This window comes from Ideonella sp. BN130291, from assembly GCF_036231905.1.
Classification (GTDB): Bacteria; Pseudomonadota; Gammaproteobacteria; order Burkholderiales; family Burkholderiaceae_C; genus CAMLIZ01.
In genome coordinates this window covers 331,135-346,270 of the sequence record NZ_JAZARE010000003.1, presented here as the reverse complement: position 1 = coordinate 346,270, position 15,136 = coordinate 331,135, and the positions used below count along the sequence as shown (strand labels likewise).

Below are 15,136 nucleotides of genomic sequence, written 5' to 3'. Positions count from 1 at the left end.
GCAACCCCTTCCAGCGCGGGCTGGTTCGCCGTTATCGACCGGCCGGCGCGCCCACTTGAGCCGGCACGTCAGCCGTCGTGTTCGCCCGGCCGGGTCAGCCGCACCTGGGTGCCGTAGCTGTGATAGCGGCTGCGCAAGGCGTCGATGCGCTCCTGCACCCGGGGCGCGTCCGGGATGGCGGCGCGGTGCCGCTCCAGCGTGTGGGCGGCCAGGTCGAGCAGCTTGGAATTGAGCGTCTGCTCGGCCTGGCTCAGCAGGTCCATCACCGCTGCCTGGGGCTTGCCCGCCACCGACAGCGACACGGCGGATTCGGCCAGCGCGCTGATGTGGGCGTAGCCCAGGCGGATGGGCCCGGCCAGTTCGGGCTGGTGGCGTGCCGCGCTCACCAGCATCTCGCAGGTGGTCTTGGAGACGGCAAAGCGGCGCGCCAGCACGTCCATCGAGTGCTCGATGTCGTCCAGCTTGGTTTCTTCGGCATACAGCCGCGTGGCCACCATGAGCAGGTTGCAGGCCGCCTCGAAGTCGAACTGCGGCTCGGTCACGGAGCCCAGCATCTGGCGGACCTGCATCACCGCCTCCGGCACCTTGCGGGTGGCCAGGCAATGCAGAGCGTCCACCACGCCAGCAAACCGGTTCAGGCGGGCGCTGTTGGGCGCTTCGCGCAGCACCCGCTTCATCGTGGCCTGCGACAGCGCGAGCTGGCGCGTCTCGCGCTTGTCGTACTGCAGCGCGGCCAGCAGCACCAGGCCTTGCATGTCATAGGCCTTGGAGCTGACCCCGATGTTGGTGGCGCGCGCCAGGGCCTCGGCCGCTTCATCCTGGTTGCCGTAGTAGAAGGCGAGCACACCGAACTTCTGCAGCCGCGCCACGCTGCCCGGCGTGAGATCCGACGCCCGGTGAAGGGCCTCGATCGCGCCGCCGGTATCACCCTGGTCCAGCATCACCCGGCCCATCACGTCGTAGGCATCCACGTAGCCGGGTTGCTCCGACAGCAGGCTTTCCAGGGTGCGGCGGGCGTTGTTCAGGCTGCCCACCTTGTACTGGGTGCGGGCGATGCCCATGCGGGCCCAGGGCAGAGCGCGCGTGGCGAGCACCGCCTCCAGCATCTTCATCGCAGTGTGGGCCTGGCCGAGGTTGAGCATCAGCTCCGCGCCGATGCGCGCGGCATGGATCCAGCCCGGCCCCTTGGTTTCATAGAGCGTCAGGCACAGGTCGGCCGCTTCCTGGTACTGCTTGGCCTGCACCCGGTCCAGGATGGGCTTGAGCAGGCGCTTGCGCTGGCGCGCTTCGGCCAGCCGGTCGCGCAGGGCCTGTTCGGTGTGGGGCTTGATGACGTAGGCGTCCAGTGCAGCTTCGGCCGCTTCGGCCACCTGCGAATACGCCGCTTCGCCGGAGATCATGACCACCACCGTGTTCAGCGGCAGCAGTTGCGCCAGGCGCAGGTCGTCGATGAGGTCCTGGCCGCTCATCGTTTCGCCGGGGAAGTGGTATTCGCACAGCACGATGTCGAACGGCCGGCTCTCGAGCAGCCGGCGGGCGTCGGCCACCTTGGCCGACTGTTCCACCTTGCCGATGCCGGCCTCCTTGAGCATCGCCACCAGCGCGCTGCGCGAGCCGGGGTTGCCGTCGATGACCAGCGCCTTGGCTTGATGGATGTCCGAATCAAGCAGTCGCATACCTTGAGCCTTCCCTTACCCGGCTCGTATGGCAGGGTTGGGCCCAGTGTAGGCAGGCAGCCCAGCCACCAAAACCCCAATTAGGGGGTGGCGGCCGGGCCAATTCGGCACCGGGGCGGTTTACTTGAAGATGTCCTTCACCCGGTCGGTCCAGCTCTTGGCGTTCGGCGAATGGCGGTCGCCGGCCTTGCGGAAGGACTCGTCCAGCTCCTTCAGCAGCTTGCGCTGGTATTCGGTGAGCTTGACCGGCGTTTCCACCGCCACATGGCAGTACAGGTCGCCCGGGTAGCTGGAGCGGATGCCCTTGATGCCCTTGCCGCGCAGGCGGAAGGTCTTGCCGTGCTGGGTGCCTTCGGGCAACTCGATCTCGGCCTTGCCACCCAGGGTGGGCACCTCGATGGTGCCGCCCAGCGCCGCGGTGGTCACGCCCACCGGCACGGTGCAGTGCAGGTCGTCGCCATCGCGCTCGAAGATCTCGTGCTGCTTGATCCGGATCTCGATGTACAGGTCGCCCGGCGGGCCGCCATTGGTGCCGGGCTCGCCATTGCCGGCCGAGCGGATGCGCATGCCCTCGTTGATGCCCGCGGGGATCTTGACCTCCAGCGTCTTGGTCTTCTTGATCTTGCCCTGGCCGGAGCAGGTGAGGCAAGGCTCGGGAATGATCTTGCCGGTGCCGTGGCAATGCGGGCAGGTCTGCTGGATGCTGAAGAAGCCCTGGCGCAGGTGCACCGCGCCGCTGCCGTTGCAGCTCGGGCAGGTCTTCGGGCTCGTGCCCGGCTTGGCACCGCTGCCGTGGCAGGTTTCGCAGGTCTCCCAGCTCGGGATGCGGATCTGGGTTTCCTTGCCGTGCGCCGCCTCTTCCAGCGTGATTTCCATCGCGTACGAAAGATCCGAGCCGCGGTAGACCTGCTGTCCCCCGCCACGCCGGCCGCCGGCTGCCTGGCCACCGAAGATGTCGCCGAAGATGTCGCCAAAGGCCTCGGCGAAGCCGCCAAAGCCCTCCGGCCCGCCGCGGAAACCCGCGCCGCCCATGTTGGGGTCCACCCCCGCATGGCCGTATTGGTCGTAGGCCGCGCGCTTCTGCGGGTCCGAGAGCATCTCGTAGGCTTCCTTGGCCTCCTTGAACTTCTCTTCGGCCTTCTTGGAGTCGTCCCCCTGGTTGCGGTCAGGGTGGTGCTTCATCGCGAGCTTGCGATAAGCCTTCTTGATGTCCTCGTCGCTGGCGTTCTTGGCGACGCCGAGGATCTCGTAGTAATCACGCTTTGCCATGGGTGGTCTCTCTTAAACGCAAAAGCCCCCGTGCGCGGTGAGGCCCACGGGGGTGGCCGGTTGAAGTGGCCTCAAGCGCGCATTACTTCTTGTCTTTCACTTCCTTGAACTCGGCGTCGACCACGTTGTCGTCCGCCGGGCGATTGGCTTCGGCATGCGGTGCGGCCTGCTCCGGGCCTGCGCCCGGTGCGCCGCCCGCCGCACCGGCGGCCTGCGCGGCCGCCTGTGCGTCGGCGTACATCTTCTCGCCGAGCTTCTGGCTGGCGGTCATCAGCGCCTCGGTCTTGGCCTCGATCGCTTCCTTGTCGTCGGACTTGAGCGTTTCCTCGAGGTCCTTCAACGCGGCTTCGACCTTTTCCTTCTCGCCGGCCTCGAGCTTGTCGCCGTGTTCGCCCAGCGACTTCTTCACGCTGTGCAGCATGGCGTCGGCCTGGTTCTTGGCGGTGACCAGCTCGAGCTTCTTCTTGTCCTCGGCCGCGTTCATTTCCGCGTCCTTCACCATCTTCTCGATCTCGGCTTCATTGAGGCCGGAGTTCGCCTTGATGGTGATCTTGTTTTCCTTGCCGGTGGCCTTGTCCTTCGCGCCCACGTGCAGGATGCCGTTGGCGTCGATGTCGAAGGTGACCTCGATCTGCGGCACGCCACGCGGCGCCGGCGGAATGCCTTCGAGGTTGAACTCGCCCAGGCTCTTGTTGCCCGAGGCCATCTCGCGTTCGCCCTGGTAGACCTTGATCGTCACTGCCGGCTGGTTGTCGTCGGCAGTGGAGAAGGTCTGCGAGAACTTGGTCGGGATGGTCGTGTTCTTCTTGATCATCTTGGTCATCACGCCGCCCAGGGTCTCGATGCCCAGGGAGAGCGGGGTGACGTCCAGCAGCAGCACGTCCTTGCGCTCGCCGCCCAGCACCTGGCCCTGGATGGCCGCGCCCACGGCAACCGCCTCGTCAGGGTTGACGTCCTTGCGCGGCTCCTTGCCGAAGAACTCCTTGACCTTGTCCTGCACCTTGGGCATGCGGGTCATGCCGCCGACGAGGATCACGTCGTCGATGTCGCTCACCTTCACGCCCGCATCCTTGATCGCGATGCGGCAGGGCTCGATGGTGCGCTCGATCAGCTCCTCCACCAGGGCTTCGAGCTTGGCGCGGGTGAGCTTGATGTTCAGGTGCTTCGGGCCCGAGGCGTCGGCCGTGATGTACGGCAGGTTGACGTCGGTCTGCGTGCTGTTGGACAGCTCGATCTTCGCCTTCTCGGCCGCTTCCTTCAGGCGCTGCAGGGCCAGCACGTCCTTGGTGAGGTCGACGCCCTGTTCCTTTTTGAACTCCGCAATGATGTAGTCGATGATGCGCTGGTCGAAGTCCTCGCCGCCGAGGAAGGTGTCACCGTTGGTCGACAGCACTTCGAACTGCTTCTCGCCGTCCACGTCGGCGATCTCGATGATCGAGATGTCGAAGGTGCCGCCGCCCAGGTCATACACCGCGATCTTGCGGTCGCCCTTGCCGTGCTTGTCCAGGCCGAAGGCCAGCGCGGCCGCTGTCGGCTCGTTGATGATGCGCTTGACATCCAGGCCGGCGATGCGGCCGGCGTCCTTGGTGGCCTGGCGCTGGCTGTCGTTGAAGTAGGCCGGCACCGTGATCACGGCTTCGGTGACCTCTTCACCGAGGTAGTCCTCGGCGGTCTTCTTCATCTTGCGCAGCACTTCAGCGCTCACCTGCGGAGGCGCCAGCTTCTTGCCGCGCACTTCCACCCAGGCGTCGCCGTTGTCGGCCGCCTTGATGGCATAAGGCATCAGGTCGATGTCCTTCTGCACTTCCTTCTCGGTGAACTTGCGGCCGATGAGGCGCTTCACCGCATACAGCGTGTTCTTCGGGTTGGTGACCGCTTGGCGCTTGGCGGACGCACCCACCAGGATCTCGCCATCTTCCTGGTAGGCGATGATCGACGGCGTGGTGCGGGCACCCTCGCTGTTCTCGATCACTTTCGGCGTGTTGCCTTCCATGATGGCGACGCACGAGTTCGTGGTGCCCAGGTCGATGCCGATGATCTTTGCCATGTTGTGTTTCTCCTTGGAACTGAATTCGGTTGTCGTCTAGTTGTGTCGCATGGGCCGCTTTTCAAGCACTGCTGGCCCGAAATTCGCTTACTTGGGCGCCGCCACCGTGACCAATGCCGGGCGGAGCACCCGGTCGGCGATGAGGTAGCCCTTCTGCAGCACCGCGACCACGGTGTTGGCTTCCTGCTCGGCGGGCACCATGCTGATGGCCTGGTGCTGGTGCGGGTCGAAGCGGGTGCCGGCCGGCGGGTTCAGCTCCACCACCTTGTTGCGCTCCAGGGCGCTGGCCAGCTGGCGCAGGGTGGCGTGCACGCCTTCGAGCATCTGCTCGCGGGTGGCGTCCTGGATCGCGATGGCCGCTTCCAGGCTGTCCTTCACCGGCAGCAGGCTCTCGGCAAAACTTTCCACTGCGAACTTGCGTGCCTTGGCCACTTCCTCTTCGGCCCGGCGGCGGGTGTTCTCGGCTTCGGCCTTGGCGCGCAGGAAGGCGTCGGCCATTTCGGCATGTTTAGCCTCCAGTTCCGCCAGACGGACTTCGGCGCTCTGGGTGTCGGCGGAGGGCGGCTGCTGGGTGTCGGAGGGGGTGGCCTGGCCGTTGGCGGCGGCAGTGTCGGGGCTCTGCTCGTTGGGTGTCATGGGATGTGTCGGTGCGAAAAAGGGACAGGTTTCGTCCGGTTCGGGGCCGAGATGGGGACGCGACGGGCCGCTTCAAGCCCCCGCAAAACAGGTGATCAGCGCTCGCGGCGGTCCGCCGAGGCGCTCCAGCGCTCCCAGTCGGCCAGCTGGCGGCGGTCCCGCTTGGTGGGGCGGCCGTGTTCGAGGGCCTGGGCGGGCTCCACGCCCAGGCGGCGCTGCTCGGCCGCCTGCTGGCGGGCAGCGATGCTTTCGGGCGTTTCTTCGTAGAGCGCCTGGGCCACGGGGGCCGGGCCACGCACGGCGCTCAAGCCCAGCACCACGACCGTGCGCGCCACCGCGCCCTGGCGGAATTCCACCCGGTCCGCGGGTTTGAGGTCGCGCGAGGCCTTGGCGGGCTGGCCGTTGACCAGCACCCGGCCCTTGGCGATCTCCTCGGCGGCCAGGCTGCGTGTCTTGTAAAAACGGGCCGCCCACAGCCATTTGTCCAGGCGGACGCCGGAAAGCGAAGCGGAAGCGTCGGTCATTGGCGGATTGTGGCGTCCACGGCAGTGGCATCGGCACGGAAACGGACCTCGGCGTCCAACCCGGTGGCGGCGCCATCGGCCGCGTGCCGGTTCTCCAGCGTCAGGTCCGCCCCCAGGGCGTCACAGATGCTGCGGCAAATCGCGAGCCCAAGCCCGCTGCCCTCCGTGGGGTGGCCGGTGTGGAAGGGTTCGAACAGGCGTGCGGTGAGTTCCTCCTTCAAGCCCGGGCCGCTGTCGCGCACGAGCAAGCGGGGGCGGCCCTGCGGCATGTCCACCCGCAGCTCCAGGCGGCCGCCGGCGGGGGTTTCCCGCACCGCGTTGTGCACCAGGTTGCGGGTGAGCTCCCGCAGCATCCAGTCGTGCCCGATGACGCTGACCTCCTGCGCGTCCAGCTCGAAGTCCAGCGCCTTTGCGGCGATGAGCGGCGCGACGTCGAGCGCCACCTCGCGCACCACCTCGGTCAGCGACAGCGGCGCCATGGCGCCCTGGGCCTGCACCTGCTCTACCTTGGCCAGCGCCAGCATCTGGTTGGCCAGCCGGGTGGCGCGCTCCACCGTGCCATGCATGTCCTGCAGCGCCTCGCGCGGCAGTGCGGTGCCGGCTGGCGTGGCCAGCGCGTTCTGCACCTGGGTTTTCAGCACCGCCAGCGGCGTGCGCAGCTGGTGCGAGGCATCGCGCACGAACTGGCGCTGATGCTCCATCAGGCGCTGCAGGCGCTGCATCAGGTCGTTGATCGCGCCCAGCACCGGCTGCAGCTCCAGCGGCAGGCGCGCCATGCGCACCGGCGAGAGGTCGGCTTCCGCCCGCTCGATCAGCTGGCGGCGCAAGGCCTCCACCGGGCGCAGGGCCCGCGCCACCACGAACCAGGTGACCAGCGCCACCACGGTGATGAGCAGCGCCTGCCGCAGCAGGGTGTTGAGCAGGATGTCCCGCGCCAGCGCCTGGCGCACCTCCAGCGTTTCGGCCACCTGAATCAACGCGAGCCCGCGGGTTTGATGCGAGGCCACCGGCTGGTACAGCGCGGCCACGCGCACCGGCTCGCCGTGGAAATCCGCGTCGTAGAAGTCCACCAGGGCGGCATACGGGCTGCGCTGCGGCAGCTTGCGGGTGTAGGCCGGCAGGTCCTCATAGCCGGAAAGGAATTCGCCCTGGAACCCGGCCACCCGGTAGTACAGCCGGCCGCGGTTGCCGGCGTCGAAGATCTCCAGCGCGGTGTAGGGCAGCTCCACCTTCAGCTGCGCGCCCTCCAGGTGCAGCAGTTCGCCGATGGAGCGGGCCGAGGCCAGCAGGGAGCGGTCGTAGGCCACGTTGATCGAGGCCAGCGCGTTGCGGTACAGGCTCACGGTGTCGAACACGACGAACACCGCGATCGGCGCGATGATCCACGCCAGCAGGTAGCCGCGCAGAGATGACGAGCCCCAAGCCCGGGGCAGCGAGACCTGCCCTCCAACGGGGCGCGGGCCCGGTGTGGGGTGGCCCGGCGCCGGGCTCACGCGCCCTCCGGGTCCACGCGCAACAGGTAGCCCAGCCCGCGCAGGGTGACCAGCGACACGCCGGCACCGGCCAGCTTCTTGCGCAGCCGGTAGGCCACCACCTCGATCGCCTCGAACTGGATGTGCTCCTCCATCGGGAACACGAGGCGGAAGAGTTTTTCCTTGGCCACCGCCTGCCCCGGCTTGGCGATCAGCGCCTTGAGCAGCGCCTGCTCGCGTGGCGTGAGCTCCAGCGGCACGTCGCCGAGGTAGAAGGCGCCGGATTCGCGGTCCATCGCCAGCGGGCCGCAGGCCAGGCGCTCACCCTGCGCGTCGCCGTGGCGGCGGCGCAGCTGGGCCCGGATGCGGGCTTCCAGCTCGTCCAGGTCGAAGGGCTTGGCGAGGTAGTCGTCGGCACCGGCATTCAGGCCCTGCACCCGGTCCCCCACGGCGCCGCGGGCAGTGAGCAGGATGATGGGCACGGTGATGCCCTCGCTGCGCGCCTTGTGCAGCACCTGCAGGCCGTCCAGGCGGGGGATCGTGAGATCCAGCAGCGCGAGGTCGGGCGCCTGGTGGCGCAGCCGGTGCAGCGCCTCCACGCCGTCGGTGCAGCAGTCCACCTCGAAGCCGCGCCGCTCCAGTGCCAGCCGCAGCGCCTGCACCATGGACGGGTCATCTTCCACCAGCAGCAGTTTCATGGCCCGAGTGTGCCGCCTGCCAAGGGGCGGGTTGGCTCAGGTCCGACCCGCAGCCGGCCGTCCTGACAGCGCTTTGACAGCCGCGGCCCCGGCTTTCGACAGCCTGCTGACAGGGTGGGCGGCCCGCCTGGGGGATGACCCGCATGCGGCGCCACGGTCCGGCCGGCACCATGGGCCACGCTTTCAAAGGAGACACGAACATGCGCAGAACCATCCTCAAGTCGCTGGCGCTTCCGCTCATCGCCTCGGTGCTGGCCGGGGTGCCGGCGGTGCAGGCGGCCGACAACATGAAGATCATGATCGGCGCCAACCCCGGCGGCGGCTGGGACACCACCGGCCGGGCGCTCGGCAAGGCGCTGCAGGAGGCCGGCGTCGCCGGCTCGGTCACCTATGACAACAAGGGCGGCGCCGGCGGCACCATCGGCCTGGCGCAGTTTGCCAATGCCAGCAAGGGCGACCCCAACGCGATGATCGTCACCGGTGCGGTGATGGTGGGCGCGATCGTGCAGAACAAGCCGCCGATCACGCTGAGCAACGTCACCCCGATCGCCCGCCTGACGGCCGAATACAACGTGTTCGTGGTGCCGGCCGCTTCGCCGATCAAGTCGATGAAGGAGGTGGTGGAGCAGCTCAAGAAGGACCCGGGCAGCGTCAAGTGGGGCGGTGGCTCCAAGGGCTCCACCGACCACATCAGCGTCGCCATGATCGCCAGCGAGGTGGGCGCCGACGTGAGCAAGATCAACTATGTGCCTTTCCGGGGCGGCGGCGAAGCGGCGGCGGCCATCCTGGGTGGCCACGTCACCGTGGGCACCAGCGGCTACGGCGAGTTCGAGGAGTTCATCAAGGCCGGCAAGATGCGCGCGATCGGCTACACCGCTGGCACGCGCCAGAAGGGCGTGGACGTGCCCACCTTGAAGGAGCAGGGCATCAACGTCGAGATCTCCAACTGGCGCGGCGTGTACGGCGCGGCTGGCATCACGCCGGAGCAGCGCAAGGCCCTGGTCGACGGTGTCGTCAAGGCCACCAAGACCAAGAGCTGGCAGGAGGCGCTGCAGGCCAACCGCTGGAACCAGTCGTTGCTCACCGGTGACGATTTCGGCCGTTATGTCGACGAGGACCATGCCCGCCTGCGCGCGCTGATGGTCCGCTTGGGCATGCTCTGAGCGCTCAGCCATGAACACCGGCCATCAAAAGCTGCTGGGTGTGGGCGCGCTCGTCATCGCGGGCGTGCTCGCGGCCGGCGCGGCGCAGATCCATGGGGCTGCCGGCTATTCCGGCGTGGGCCCGGGCTTCGTGCCCTGGGTGGTGGCCGGCGCCATGGCGTTGTGCGGTGTGCTGCTGTTGGTGCAGGCCTTCTCCGGCGGGCTGCGCGACCTGCCCGCGCCGCCGGCCATGCCGCCCTACTGGCGCGGCATGGCGTGGGTAACGGCCGGACTGCTGCTCAATGCGGCGCTGATCACCTACGTGGGGTTCATCCCGTCGTGCGCGTTGCTGTTCGCGCTGGCAGCGCGCGGCTTCCGCTTGTCGATGGACCAGCCGGTGCGGGGTGTGACCAGCCTGCTGCGTGACGCGGCCATCGGCGTGGCGATCTCCGCCCCGGTGTTCTGGCTGTTCACCAAGTTGCTTGGCCTGAACCTTCCCGGGCTCACGCACACCGGCTGGCTCTGACAGGAACAACCTCCATGGACCTCTGGCAATCGCTGATGCAGGGCTTTGCCACTGCAGGCACGCCGATCAACCTGATGTGGGCCTTTCTCGGCTGCCTGATCGGCACCGCGATCGGCGTGCTGCCCGGCATCGGCCCCGCGCTCACGGTGGCGATGCTGCTGCCGCTGACGGCGCACGTGGAACCCACGGCCTCGATGATCCTGTTCGCCGGCATCTACTACGGTGCGATGTATGGCGGCTCCACCACCTCCATCCTGCTGAACACACCGGGGGAGACCGGCAGCATGGTCACCGCGATGGAGGGCAACCTGATGGCCAAGCGCGGCCGCGCCGGGGCGGCGCTGGCCACGGCCGCCATCGGCTCCTTCGTGGCGGGCACGGTGGCCACGGTGCTGGTGACGCTGTTCGCTCCACTGATCGCCGAGTACGCGCTGCGCTTCGGCCCGCCGGAATACTTTGCGCTGATGGTGCTGGCTTTCACCACCGTGTCGGCGGTGCTGGGGCAGAGCATGCTGCGTGGCATGTGCAGCCTGGTGCTGGGCCTGGCCGTGGGCCTGATCGGCATCGACCAGATCTCCGGCCAGGCGCGTTACACGCTGGGCGTGCCGGAGCTGGTGGACGGCATCGAGGTGGTGCTGGTGGCGGTGGGCCTGTTCGCCGTGGGCGAGGCGCTGTATTCGGTGCTGTACGAAGGCCGCCAGGACGAGACGCAGAACGCGCTCACCAGCGTGGCGATGACGCGCGCCGACTGGCGGCGTTCGTGGCCGGCCTGGATCCGCGGCACCCTGCTGGGCTTTCCGTTCGGCACCATCCCGGCCGGCGGCACCGAGATCCCGACCTTCCTGTCCTATGGCCTGGAGAAGAAGCTCTCCAAGCATCCTGAGGAGTTCGGCACCACCGGTGCCATCGAAGGCGTGGCCGGGCCGGAGGCGGCCAACAACGCCACCGTCACCGCCACCCTGGTGCCGTTGCTGACGCTGGGCATCCCCACCTCCACCACGGCGGCCATCATGCTGTCGGCGTTCCAGAACTACGGCATCCAGCCCGGCCCGACGCTGTTCCAGACCAGCTCCGCGCTGGTGTGGGCCCTGATCGCGTCGCTGTACATCGGCAACGTGATGCTGCTGGTGCTCAACCTGCCGCTGGTGGGGCTGTGGGTCAAGCTGCTGAAGGTGCCCAAGCCGGCGCTGTATGCGGGCATCCTGATCTTTGCCACCGTGGGTGTGTACGGCATGCGGCAGTCGAGCTTCGACCTCTTCCTGCTCTACGCGATCGGCGTGCTGGGCGTGGTGATGCGGCGCTTCGACTTCCCGACCGCGCCGGTGATCGTCGGCATGATCCTCGGGCCCCTGGCCGAGGCGCAGATGCGCAACGCGCTGTCCATTGGCGAGGGCCGCTGGACCGTGCTGGTGGAGCGCCCGCTCACCGCGTCCATTCTTGCGATCTGCGTGCTGGTGCTGCTGCTGCCGCCGCTGATGCGCTGGCTGCAACGCCGGCGCAGCTGGAAACAAGCCGCTGCATGAATTCCGCTTGAGGGGCGACCGCGTCGGTTGGCGGCGCGGCGTGGGGTTCCTTTGTCCGTTTGAACGAGGAGAAGCACCATGCAACGCAGACAACTGATGGGCGCCAGCGTCGCCCTGGCGGGCGCCTGGGCCTTCCAGGCCTGTGCGGCGGACCTGAAGGCTCCATTTCCACGCCTTCGGATCTTCATCCCGGCCAACGCCGGGGGCGGCTGGGACCAGACCGGCCGCACCCTGGGCCAGGCCTTGCTGGCCAGCGGCCAGGTCGCTGAGGTGGACTACGAGAACAAGGGCGGCAAGGGTGGCGTGATCGGCCTGGCCGAGTTTGCGCAGAAGCACGCCAAGGACCCTGCCGCACTGATGGTGGGCGGCTTCGTGATGGTGGGCTCCGTCGCGCTCAACCGGCCGGCGGTGGACCTCAGCCAGCTCACGCCGATCGCGCGCCTGACCAATGAACTGCCGGTGCTGGTGGTGCCAGCCGACTCACGCTACCGCAACCTGGCGGCCTTCACCGCCGACCTGACGGCGCGGCCGACGCAAGTCACCATCGCCGGTGGCGGTGCGGGCGGCGTGGACCACATGTGCGCCGCGATGATCGCGCGCGCGGCCGGTGCCGACCCGGCCCTGCTGGCCTACCAGCCGTTTGCCAGCGGCTCGGAAGTACTGGCCGCCGTCACTGCTGGCAAGGTGAGCGCAGCCGTCTCGGGCTACGGCGAGCTGCACGAAGGCATTGCGTCGGGCCGCCTCCGTGCCTTGGGCATCACGTCCAAACGGGCCGCCTACGGCGTGCCGTCCATGATGGAGCAGGGGCTCAAGGTGGAGCTCGGCAACTGGCGCGGCGTGTTTGCCGCGGGCGGCCTCAGCGCCGACCAGGCGGCCACGCTGCGCAATGCGGTGCAGCGGGCCACCCAGGACGCCAGCTGGAAGGACGCGGTGCAGCGCAACAGCTGGCAGGCCTCATGGCAAACCGGTGCGGAGTTCCAGCAGTCGCTGGAATTCGACCAGCAGATGGCCCGCGTGCTGGTGCACCTGCTGCACCTGAAGCCAGCCTGAGGCTGCCCGTGCCGGCGCCGGCGCCCGCGCCCGCGCTTCAGCGCGTCGCGCCCAGGCGCAGTGCCCGCTCCCGCTGCAATTCAGCCGCTCGCCCGTCCGGCGCGGCGGCGGTCGGCCAGCCTTGCAGATGCTGCTGCGCAATGCCGGCGAGCGCGCCAATCCAGCGCCCGTCGTCGTTCAGGCAGGGCACGTAGTGGAACTCTTGCCCACCCGCCTGCAGGAAGGCGTCGCGGCCTTCCTGCGCGATCTCCTCCAGGGTCTCGAGGCAGTCGCTCACGAAGCCGGGGCAGGCCACGTCCACCCGCTTGACGCCTTGCTGGGCCAGCTGGCGCAGCGTGGGCTCGGTGTAGGGATGCAGCCACTTTGCGCGGCCGAAGCGGCTCTGGAAGGTGACCAGCACCGCGTCGGCCGGCAGGTCCAGCCGTTCGCCCAGCAGGCGGGCCGTCTTGTGGCATTCGCAGTGATAAGGGTCGCCCAGCGTGAGCGTGCGCTGGGGCACGCCATGGAAGCTGAGGAGCAGGCGATCGCCGCGGCCGTTTTGTTCCCAGTGGCGCTGCACGCGACGGGCGAGCGCGTCGATGTAGCCGGGGTCGTCGTGATAGCGGTTCACGAAACGCAGCTCCGGCAGGTGGCGGGTCTGCTGGCCCCATTGCCCCACCGCATCGAAGATGCTGGCGGTGGTGGTGCCTGAGTACTGCGGGTACAGCGGCAGCACCAGGATGCGGGTGGCGCCCTCGGCCTTCAAGGCATCGAGCTGGCTGGCGATGGACGGGTTGCCATAGCGCATGGCATGGCGCACCAGCACCTGCTGGCCCTGCTCCCCCAGCGCGCCCAGCAGCAGCTTGGCCTGCTTCTCGGTCCACACCTTGAGCGGCGAGCCTTCGGGTGTCCAGATGCTGGCGTACTTGGCGGCGGACTTGGCCGGCCGGGTGCGCAGGATGATGCCGTGCAGGATCGGCTTCCACAGCCAGCGCGGAATCTCCACCACCCGGTGGTCGCTCAGGAACTCTGCGAGGTAGCGGCGCACGGCGGGCGCGGTGGGCGCTTCCGGCGTGCCGAGGTTGACCACCAGCACTGCCGTGCGGGCGGTGCTGCCATGAATGTGTGCGGGTTCGGCGGCAAAGGAGGTCATCGGCGCCGATTGTCGGCGAGCCGGGGCGTGTCAGCCCGGTGGCAGCAGCGCCTGCAGGTCGCTCAACACGCTGACGATGGAGATCGGCTTGGCCCAGTAGCCGCGAAACCCGGCGGCCAGCGCCTGCTGCACGTCCTCCTGCTGGGCGTCGGCGGAGCACATGAAGGCCGGCACGCTGGCCAGCCCCGGCAGCTGCCGCAGCCGCTGCAGCAAGGCGGCGCCATTGACGTCGGGCAGGTGCGAATCCAGCACCAGCACTTCGGGCTGCCAGTCGCGCGCCAGCTCCTCCGCCTGCGCGCCGTCTTCGGCCACGCGCAGCTCGAAGCCGGGCTGCAGCTTGAGCGCCTCCTCGAAGAGCAGCGCGTTGATCCGGTTGTCTTCGACGTACAGCAGGCGCATACGGTACTACCGCCTACACGACCGTGTGCGGTACGGTGTCCATGAAGCTCAGCACCTCGAACCCGATCGTCGGCAGGAAACCGTCGCCCGGTGGGCCACCCAAGCCGATCACGCCGCTGCCGTGCAGGGTGCAACTGCTGCGACGCAGGCTGAGCACTTCCTCGTCGCTGGAAAAGCGCACGTAGGTGCCGTTGTAACTGAGGTCGGTGAGCTGGAAGGCGCCGCCGTGCCAGTCAATGCGGGCATGCGAGCGGGACACCCGGGTGTCGTCGATGCAGTAGGTGGCCTGCGGGCTGCGCCCCAGCACGATCGGCAGGTGCGGCCCGGCGTACAGGCGATTGCTGTCCGCCCACACCAGGCGGATGCCCTCCGGCTCCGTGGCCAGGGTGACGTCGCCGAACTGAGTGGCCGCCGGGTCCCCAGTTCGGCGGCCGCCGCCGCTCAGCAGGTGCACCTGCACCGGCTCGACGCGGCCGCGCAGCTGCATGCGGTCGAGGTTGCGAAAGCGCGCGCGGACCTCTTCATGCAGGCCGGCAAACACTTCGGCGGTGATCAGGGTCTCGTTGTCCCCGGCGTGGTCCAGCAGGCGGGCTGCGACGTTCACCGCGTCGCCAAAACAGTCGCCCGCCATCTCCACCACCTCACCGCGGGCGAGGGCCACTTGAAGGCGCAGCGCGCGCAGGCCGGAGGAAGCGCCGTGCTCGCTGCCGCGCGTGACCAGGCGGTCCAGCACCTCGTGCATCTGGTCGGCCGCCTGCAGGGCTGAAGGCGCTTCGGAAAACACCGCCATCAGGCCGTCGCCCAGGGTCTTGATGACCTGACCGCCATGGGCCGGGACCGCGCGCGACAGGGCGGTGACGGTATGCGTGACAACCGAAGTGGCCTCGGCATTGCCCAGCTGCTCGTACAGCGAGGTGCTGCCCCGCAGGTCGGCAAACAGGACAGTGCGTTCCGCGATCCGGGTCATGAACGCCTCCAACCGGCCTCTGGGAGGCCGCGCGTGCCCATCAAGGGCCGCCGACGAAGGGAGCGTGGACGAGGC

General features: G+C 68.5%; 13 protein-coding genes and 1 pseudogene. 4 read left to right on the top strand and 10 right to left on the bottom strand.

Annotated elements, in window-relative coordinates:
* Nucleotides 1–68: 68 nt before the first annotated feature.
* The 7 genes and pseudogenes from VPH43_RS07915 to VPH43_RS07885 all read right to left on the bottom strand — a co-directional run bounded on the left by VPH43_RS07915 (nt 69) and on the right by VPH43_RS07885 (nt 8,322).
* A complete protein-coding gene (locus VPH43_RS07915) occupies nt 69–1,676 on the bottom strand; it encodes a response regulator (RefSeq protein WP_328577136.1) in 1,608 nt (535 codons plus the stop codon).
* Between the two features lie 120 nt (nt 1,677–1,796).
* A complete protein-coding gene (gene dnaJ / locus VPH43_RS07910) occupies nt 1,797–2,945 on the bottom strand; it encodes a molecular chaperone DnaJ (protein ID WP_328577135.1) in 1,149 nt (382 codons plus the stop codon).
* Between the two features lie 82 nt (nt 2,946–3,027).
* A pseudogene (gene dnaK / locus VPH43_RS07905) lies at nt 3,028–4,998 on the bottom strand (molecular chaperone DnaK); the annotation flags it as partial.
* An 81-nt stretch (nt 4,999–5,079) separates the two neighbouring features.
* Nucleotides 5,080–5,628, bottom strand: coding sequence for a nucleotide exchange factor GrpE (gene grpE / locus VPH43_RS07900; protein WP_328577134.1), 549 nt, complete (start codon nt 5,626–5,628; stop codon nt 5,080–5,082).
* A 95-nt stretch (nt 5,629–5,723) separates the two neighbouring features.
* Entirely contained in the window at nt 5,724–6,152 is a 429-nt protein-coding gene (locus VPH43_RS07895) for an RNA-binding S4 domain-containing protein (RefSeq protein WP_328577133.1), read from the bottom strand.
* Nucleotides 6,149–7,645, bottom strand: coding sequence for a sensor histidine kinase (locus VPH43_RS07890; protein WP_328577132.1), 1,497 nt, complete (start codon nt 7,643–7,645; stop codon nt 6,149–6,151). The genes VPH43_RS07895 and VPH43_RS07890 overlap by 4 nt, the downstream gene beginning before the upstream one ends.
* Nucleotides 7,642–8,322, bottom strand: coding sequence for a response regulator (locus VPH43_RS07885; RefSeq protein WP_328577131.1), 681 nt, complete (start codon nt 8,320–8,322; stop codon nt 7,642–7,644). Before VPH43_RS07885 ends, VPH43_RS07890 begins: the two co-directional genes overlap by 4 nt.
* Nucleotides 8,323–8,522: 200 nt before the next feature.
* Between VPH43_RS07885 and VPH43_RS07880 the strand changes: the two genes are divergently transcribed.
* The 4 genes from VPH43_RS07880 to VPH43_RS07865 all read left to right on the top strand — a co-directional run bounded on the left by VPH43_RS07880 (nt 8,523) and on the right by VPH43_RS07865 (nt 12,563).
* Entirely contained in the window at nt 8,523–9,485 is a 963-nt protein-coding gene (locus VPH43_RS07880; protein WP_328577130.1) for a Bug family tripartite tricarboxylate transporter substrate binding protein, read from the top strand.
* A gap of 10 nt (nt 9,486–9,495) precedes the next feature.
* Nucleotides 9,496–9,990 (top strand): tripartite tricarboxylate transporter TctB family protein, encoded by a 495-nt coding sequence (locus VPH43_RS07875; RefSeq protein ID WP_328577129.1) that lies wholly within the window; start codon nt 9,496–9,498, stop codon nt 9,988–9,990.
* A gap of 14 nt (nt 9,991–10,004) precedes the next feature.
* Nucleotides 10,005–11,513: a tripartite tricarboxylate transporter permease gene (locus VPH43_RS07870; RefSeq protein ID WP_328577128.1), complete on the top strand. Its 1,509-nt coding sequence runs from the start codon at nt 10,005–10,007 to the stop codon at nt 11,511–11,513.
* Between the two features lie 78 nt (nt 11,514–11,591).
* A complete protein-coding gene (locus VPH43_RS07865) occupies nt 11,592–12,563 on the top strand; it encodes a Bug family tripartite tricarboxylate transporter substrate binding protein (protein ID WP_328577127.1) in 972 nt (323 codons plus the stop codon).
* A 37-nt stretch (nt 12,564–12,600) separates the two neighbouring features.
* On the opposite strand, the gene hemH is transcribed toward VPH43_RS07865, so the two are convergent.
* From hemH to VPH43_RS07850, 3 genes are read right to left on the bottom strand one after another with little or no spacing between them, the layout of a single operon-like run.
* Nucleotides 12,601–13,695 (bottom strand): ferrochelatase, encoded by a 1,095-nt coding sequence (hemH, locus tag VPH43_RS07860; protein WP_328577126.1) that lies wholly within the window; start codon nt 13,693–13,695, stop codon nt 12,601–12,603.
* Between the two features lie 30 nt (nt 13,696–13,725).
* Nucleotides 13,726–14,094: a response regulator gene (locus VPH43_RS07855; protein WP_328577125.1), complete on the bottom strand. Its 369-nt coding sequence runs from the start codon at nt 14,092–14,094 to the stop codon at nt 13,726–13,728.
* A gap of 13 nt (nt 14,095–14,107) precedes the next feature.
* Nucleotides 14,108–15,061, bottom strand: a complete 954-nt coding sequence (locus VPH43_RS07850; protein ID WP_328577124.1) for an adenylate/guanylate cyclase domain-containing protein — start codon at nt 15,059–15,061, stop codon at nt 14,108–14,110.
* Between the last annotated feature and the right edge of the window lie 75 nt (nt 15,062–15,136).

Coding starts and splice junctions, on each gene's coding strand:
- VPH43_RS07915 (WP_328577136.1), bottom strand. CDS start 1,676: ATGCGACTGCTTGATTCGGACATCCATCAAGCCAAGGCGCTGGTCATC.
- dnaJ (WP_328577135.1), bottom strand. CDS start 2,945: ATGGCAAAGCGTGATTACTACGAGATCCTCGGCGTCGCCAAGAACGCC.
- grpE (WP_328577134.1), bottom strand. CDS start 5,628: ATGACACCCAACGAGCAGAGCCCCGACACTGCCGCCGCCAACGGCCAG.
- VPH43_RS07895 (WP_328577133.1), bottom strand. CDS start 6,152: ATGACCGACGCTTCCGCTTCGCTTTCCGGCGTCCGCCTGGACAAATGG.
- VPH43_RS07885 (WP_328577131.1), bottom strand. CDS start 8,322: ATGAAACTGCTGCTGGTGGAAGATGACCCGTCCATGGTGCAGGCGCTG.
- VPH43_RS07880 (WP_328577130.1), top strand. CDS start 8,523: ATGCGCAGAACCATCCTCAAGTCGCTGGCGCTTCCGCTCATCGCCTCG.
- VPH43_RS07875 (WP_328577129.1), top strand. CDS start 9,496: ATGAACACCGGCCATCAAAAGCTGCTGGGTGTGGGCGCGCTCGTCATC.
- VPH43_RS07870 (WP_328577128.1), top strand. CDS start 10,005: ATGGACCTCTGGCAATCGCTGATGCAGGGCTTTGCCACTGCAGGCACG.
- VPH43_RS07865 (WP_328577127.1), top strand. CDS start 11,592: ATGCAACGCAGACAACTGATGGGCGCCAGCGTCGCCCTGGCGGGCGCC.
- hemH (WP_328577126.1), bottom strand. CDS start 13,695: ATGACCTCCTTTGCCGCCGAACCCGCACACATTCATGGCAGCACCGCC.
- VPH43_RS07855 (WP_328577125.1), bottom strand. CDS start 14,094: ATGCGCCTGCTGTACGTCGAAGACAACCGGATCAACGCGCTGCTCTTC.
- VPH43_RS07850 (WP_328577124.1), bottom strand. CDS start 15,061: ATGACCCGGATCGCGGAACGCACTGTCCTGTTTGCCGACCTGCGGGGC.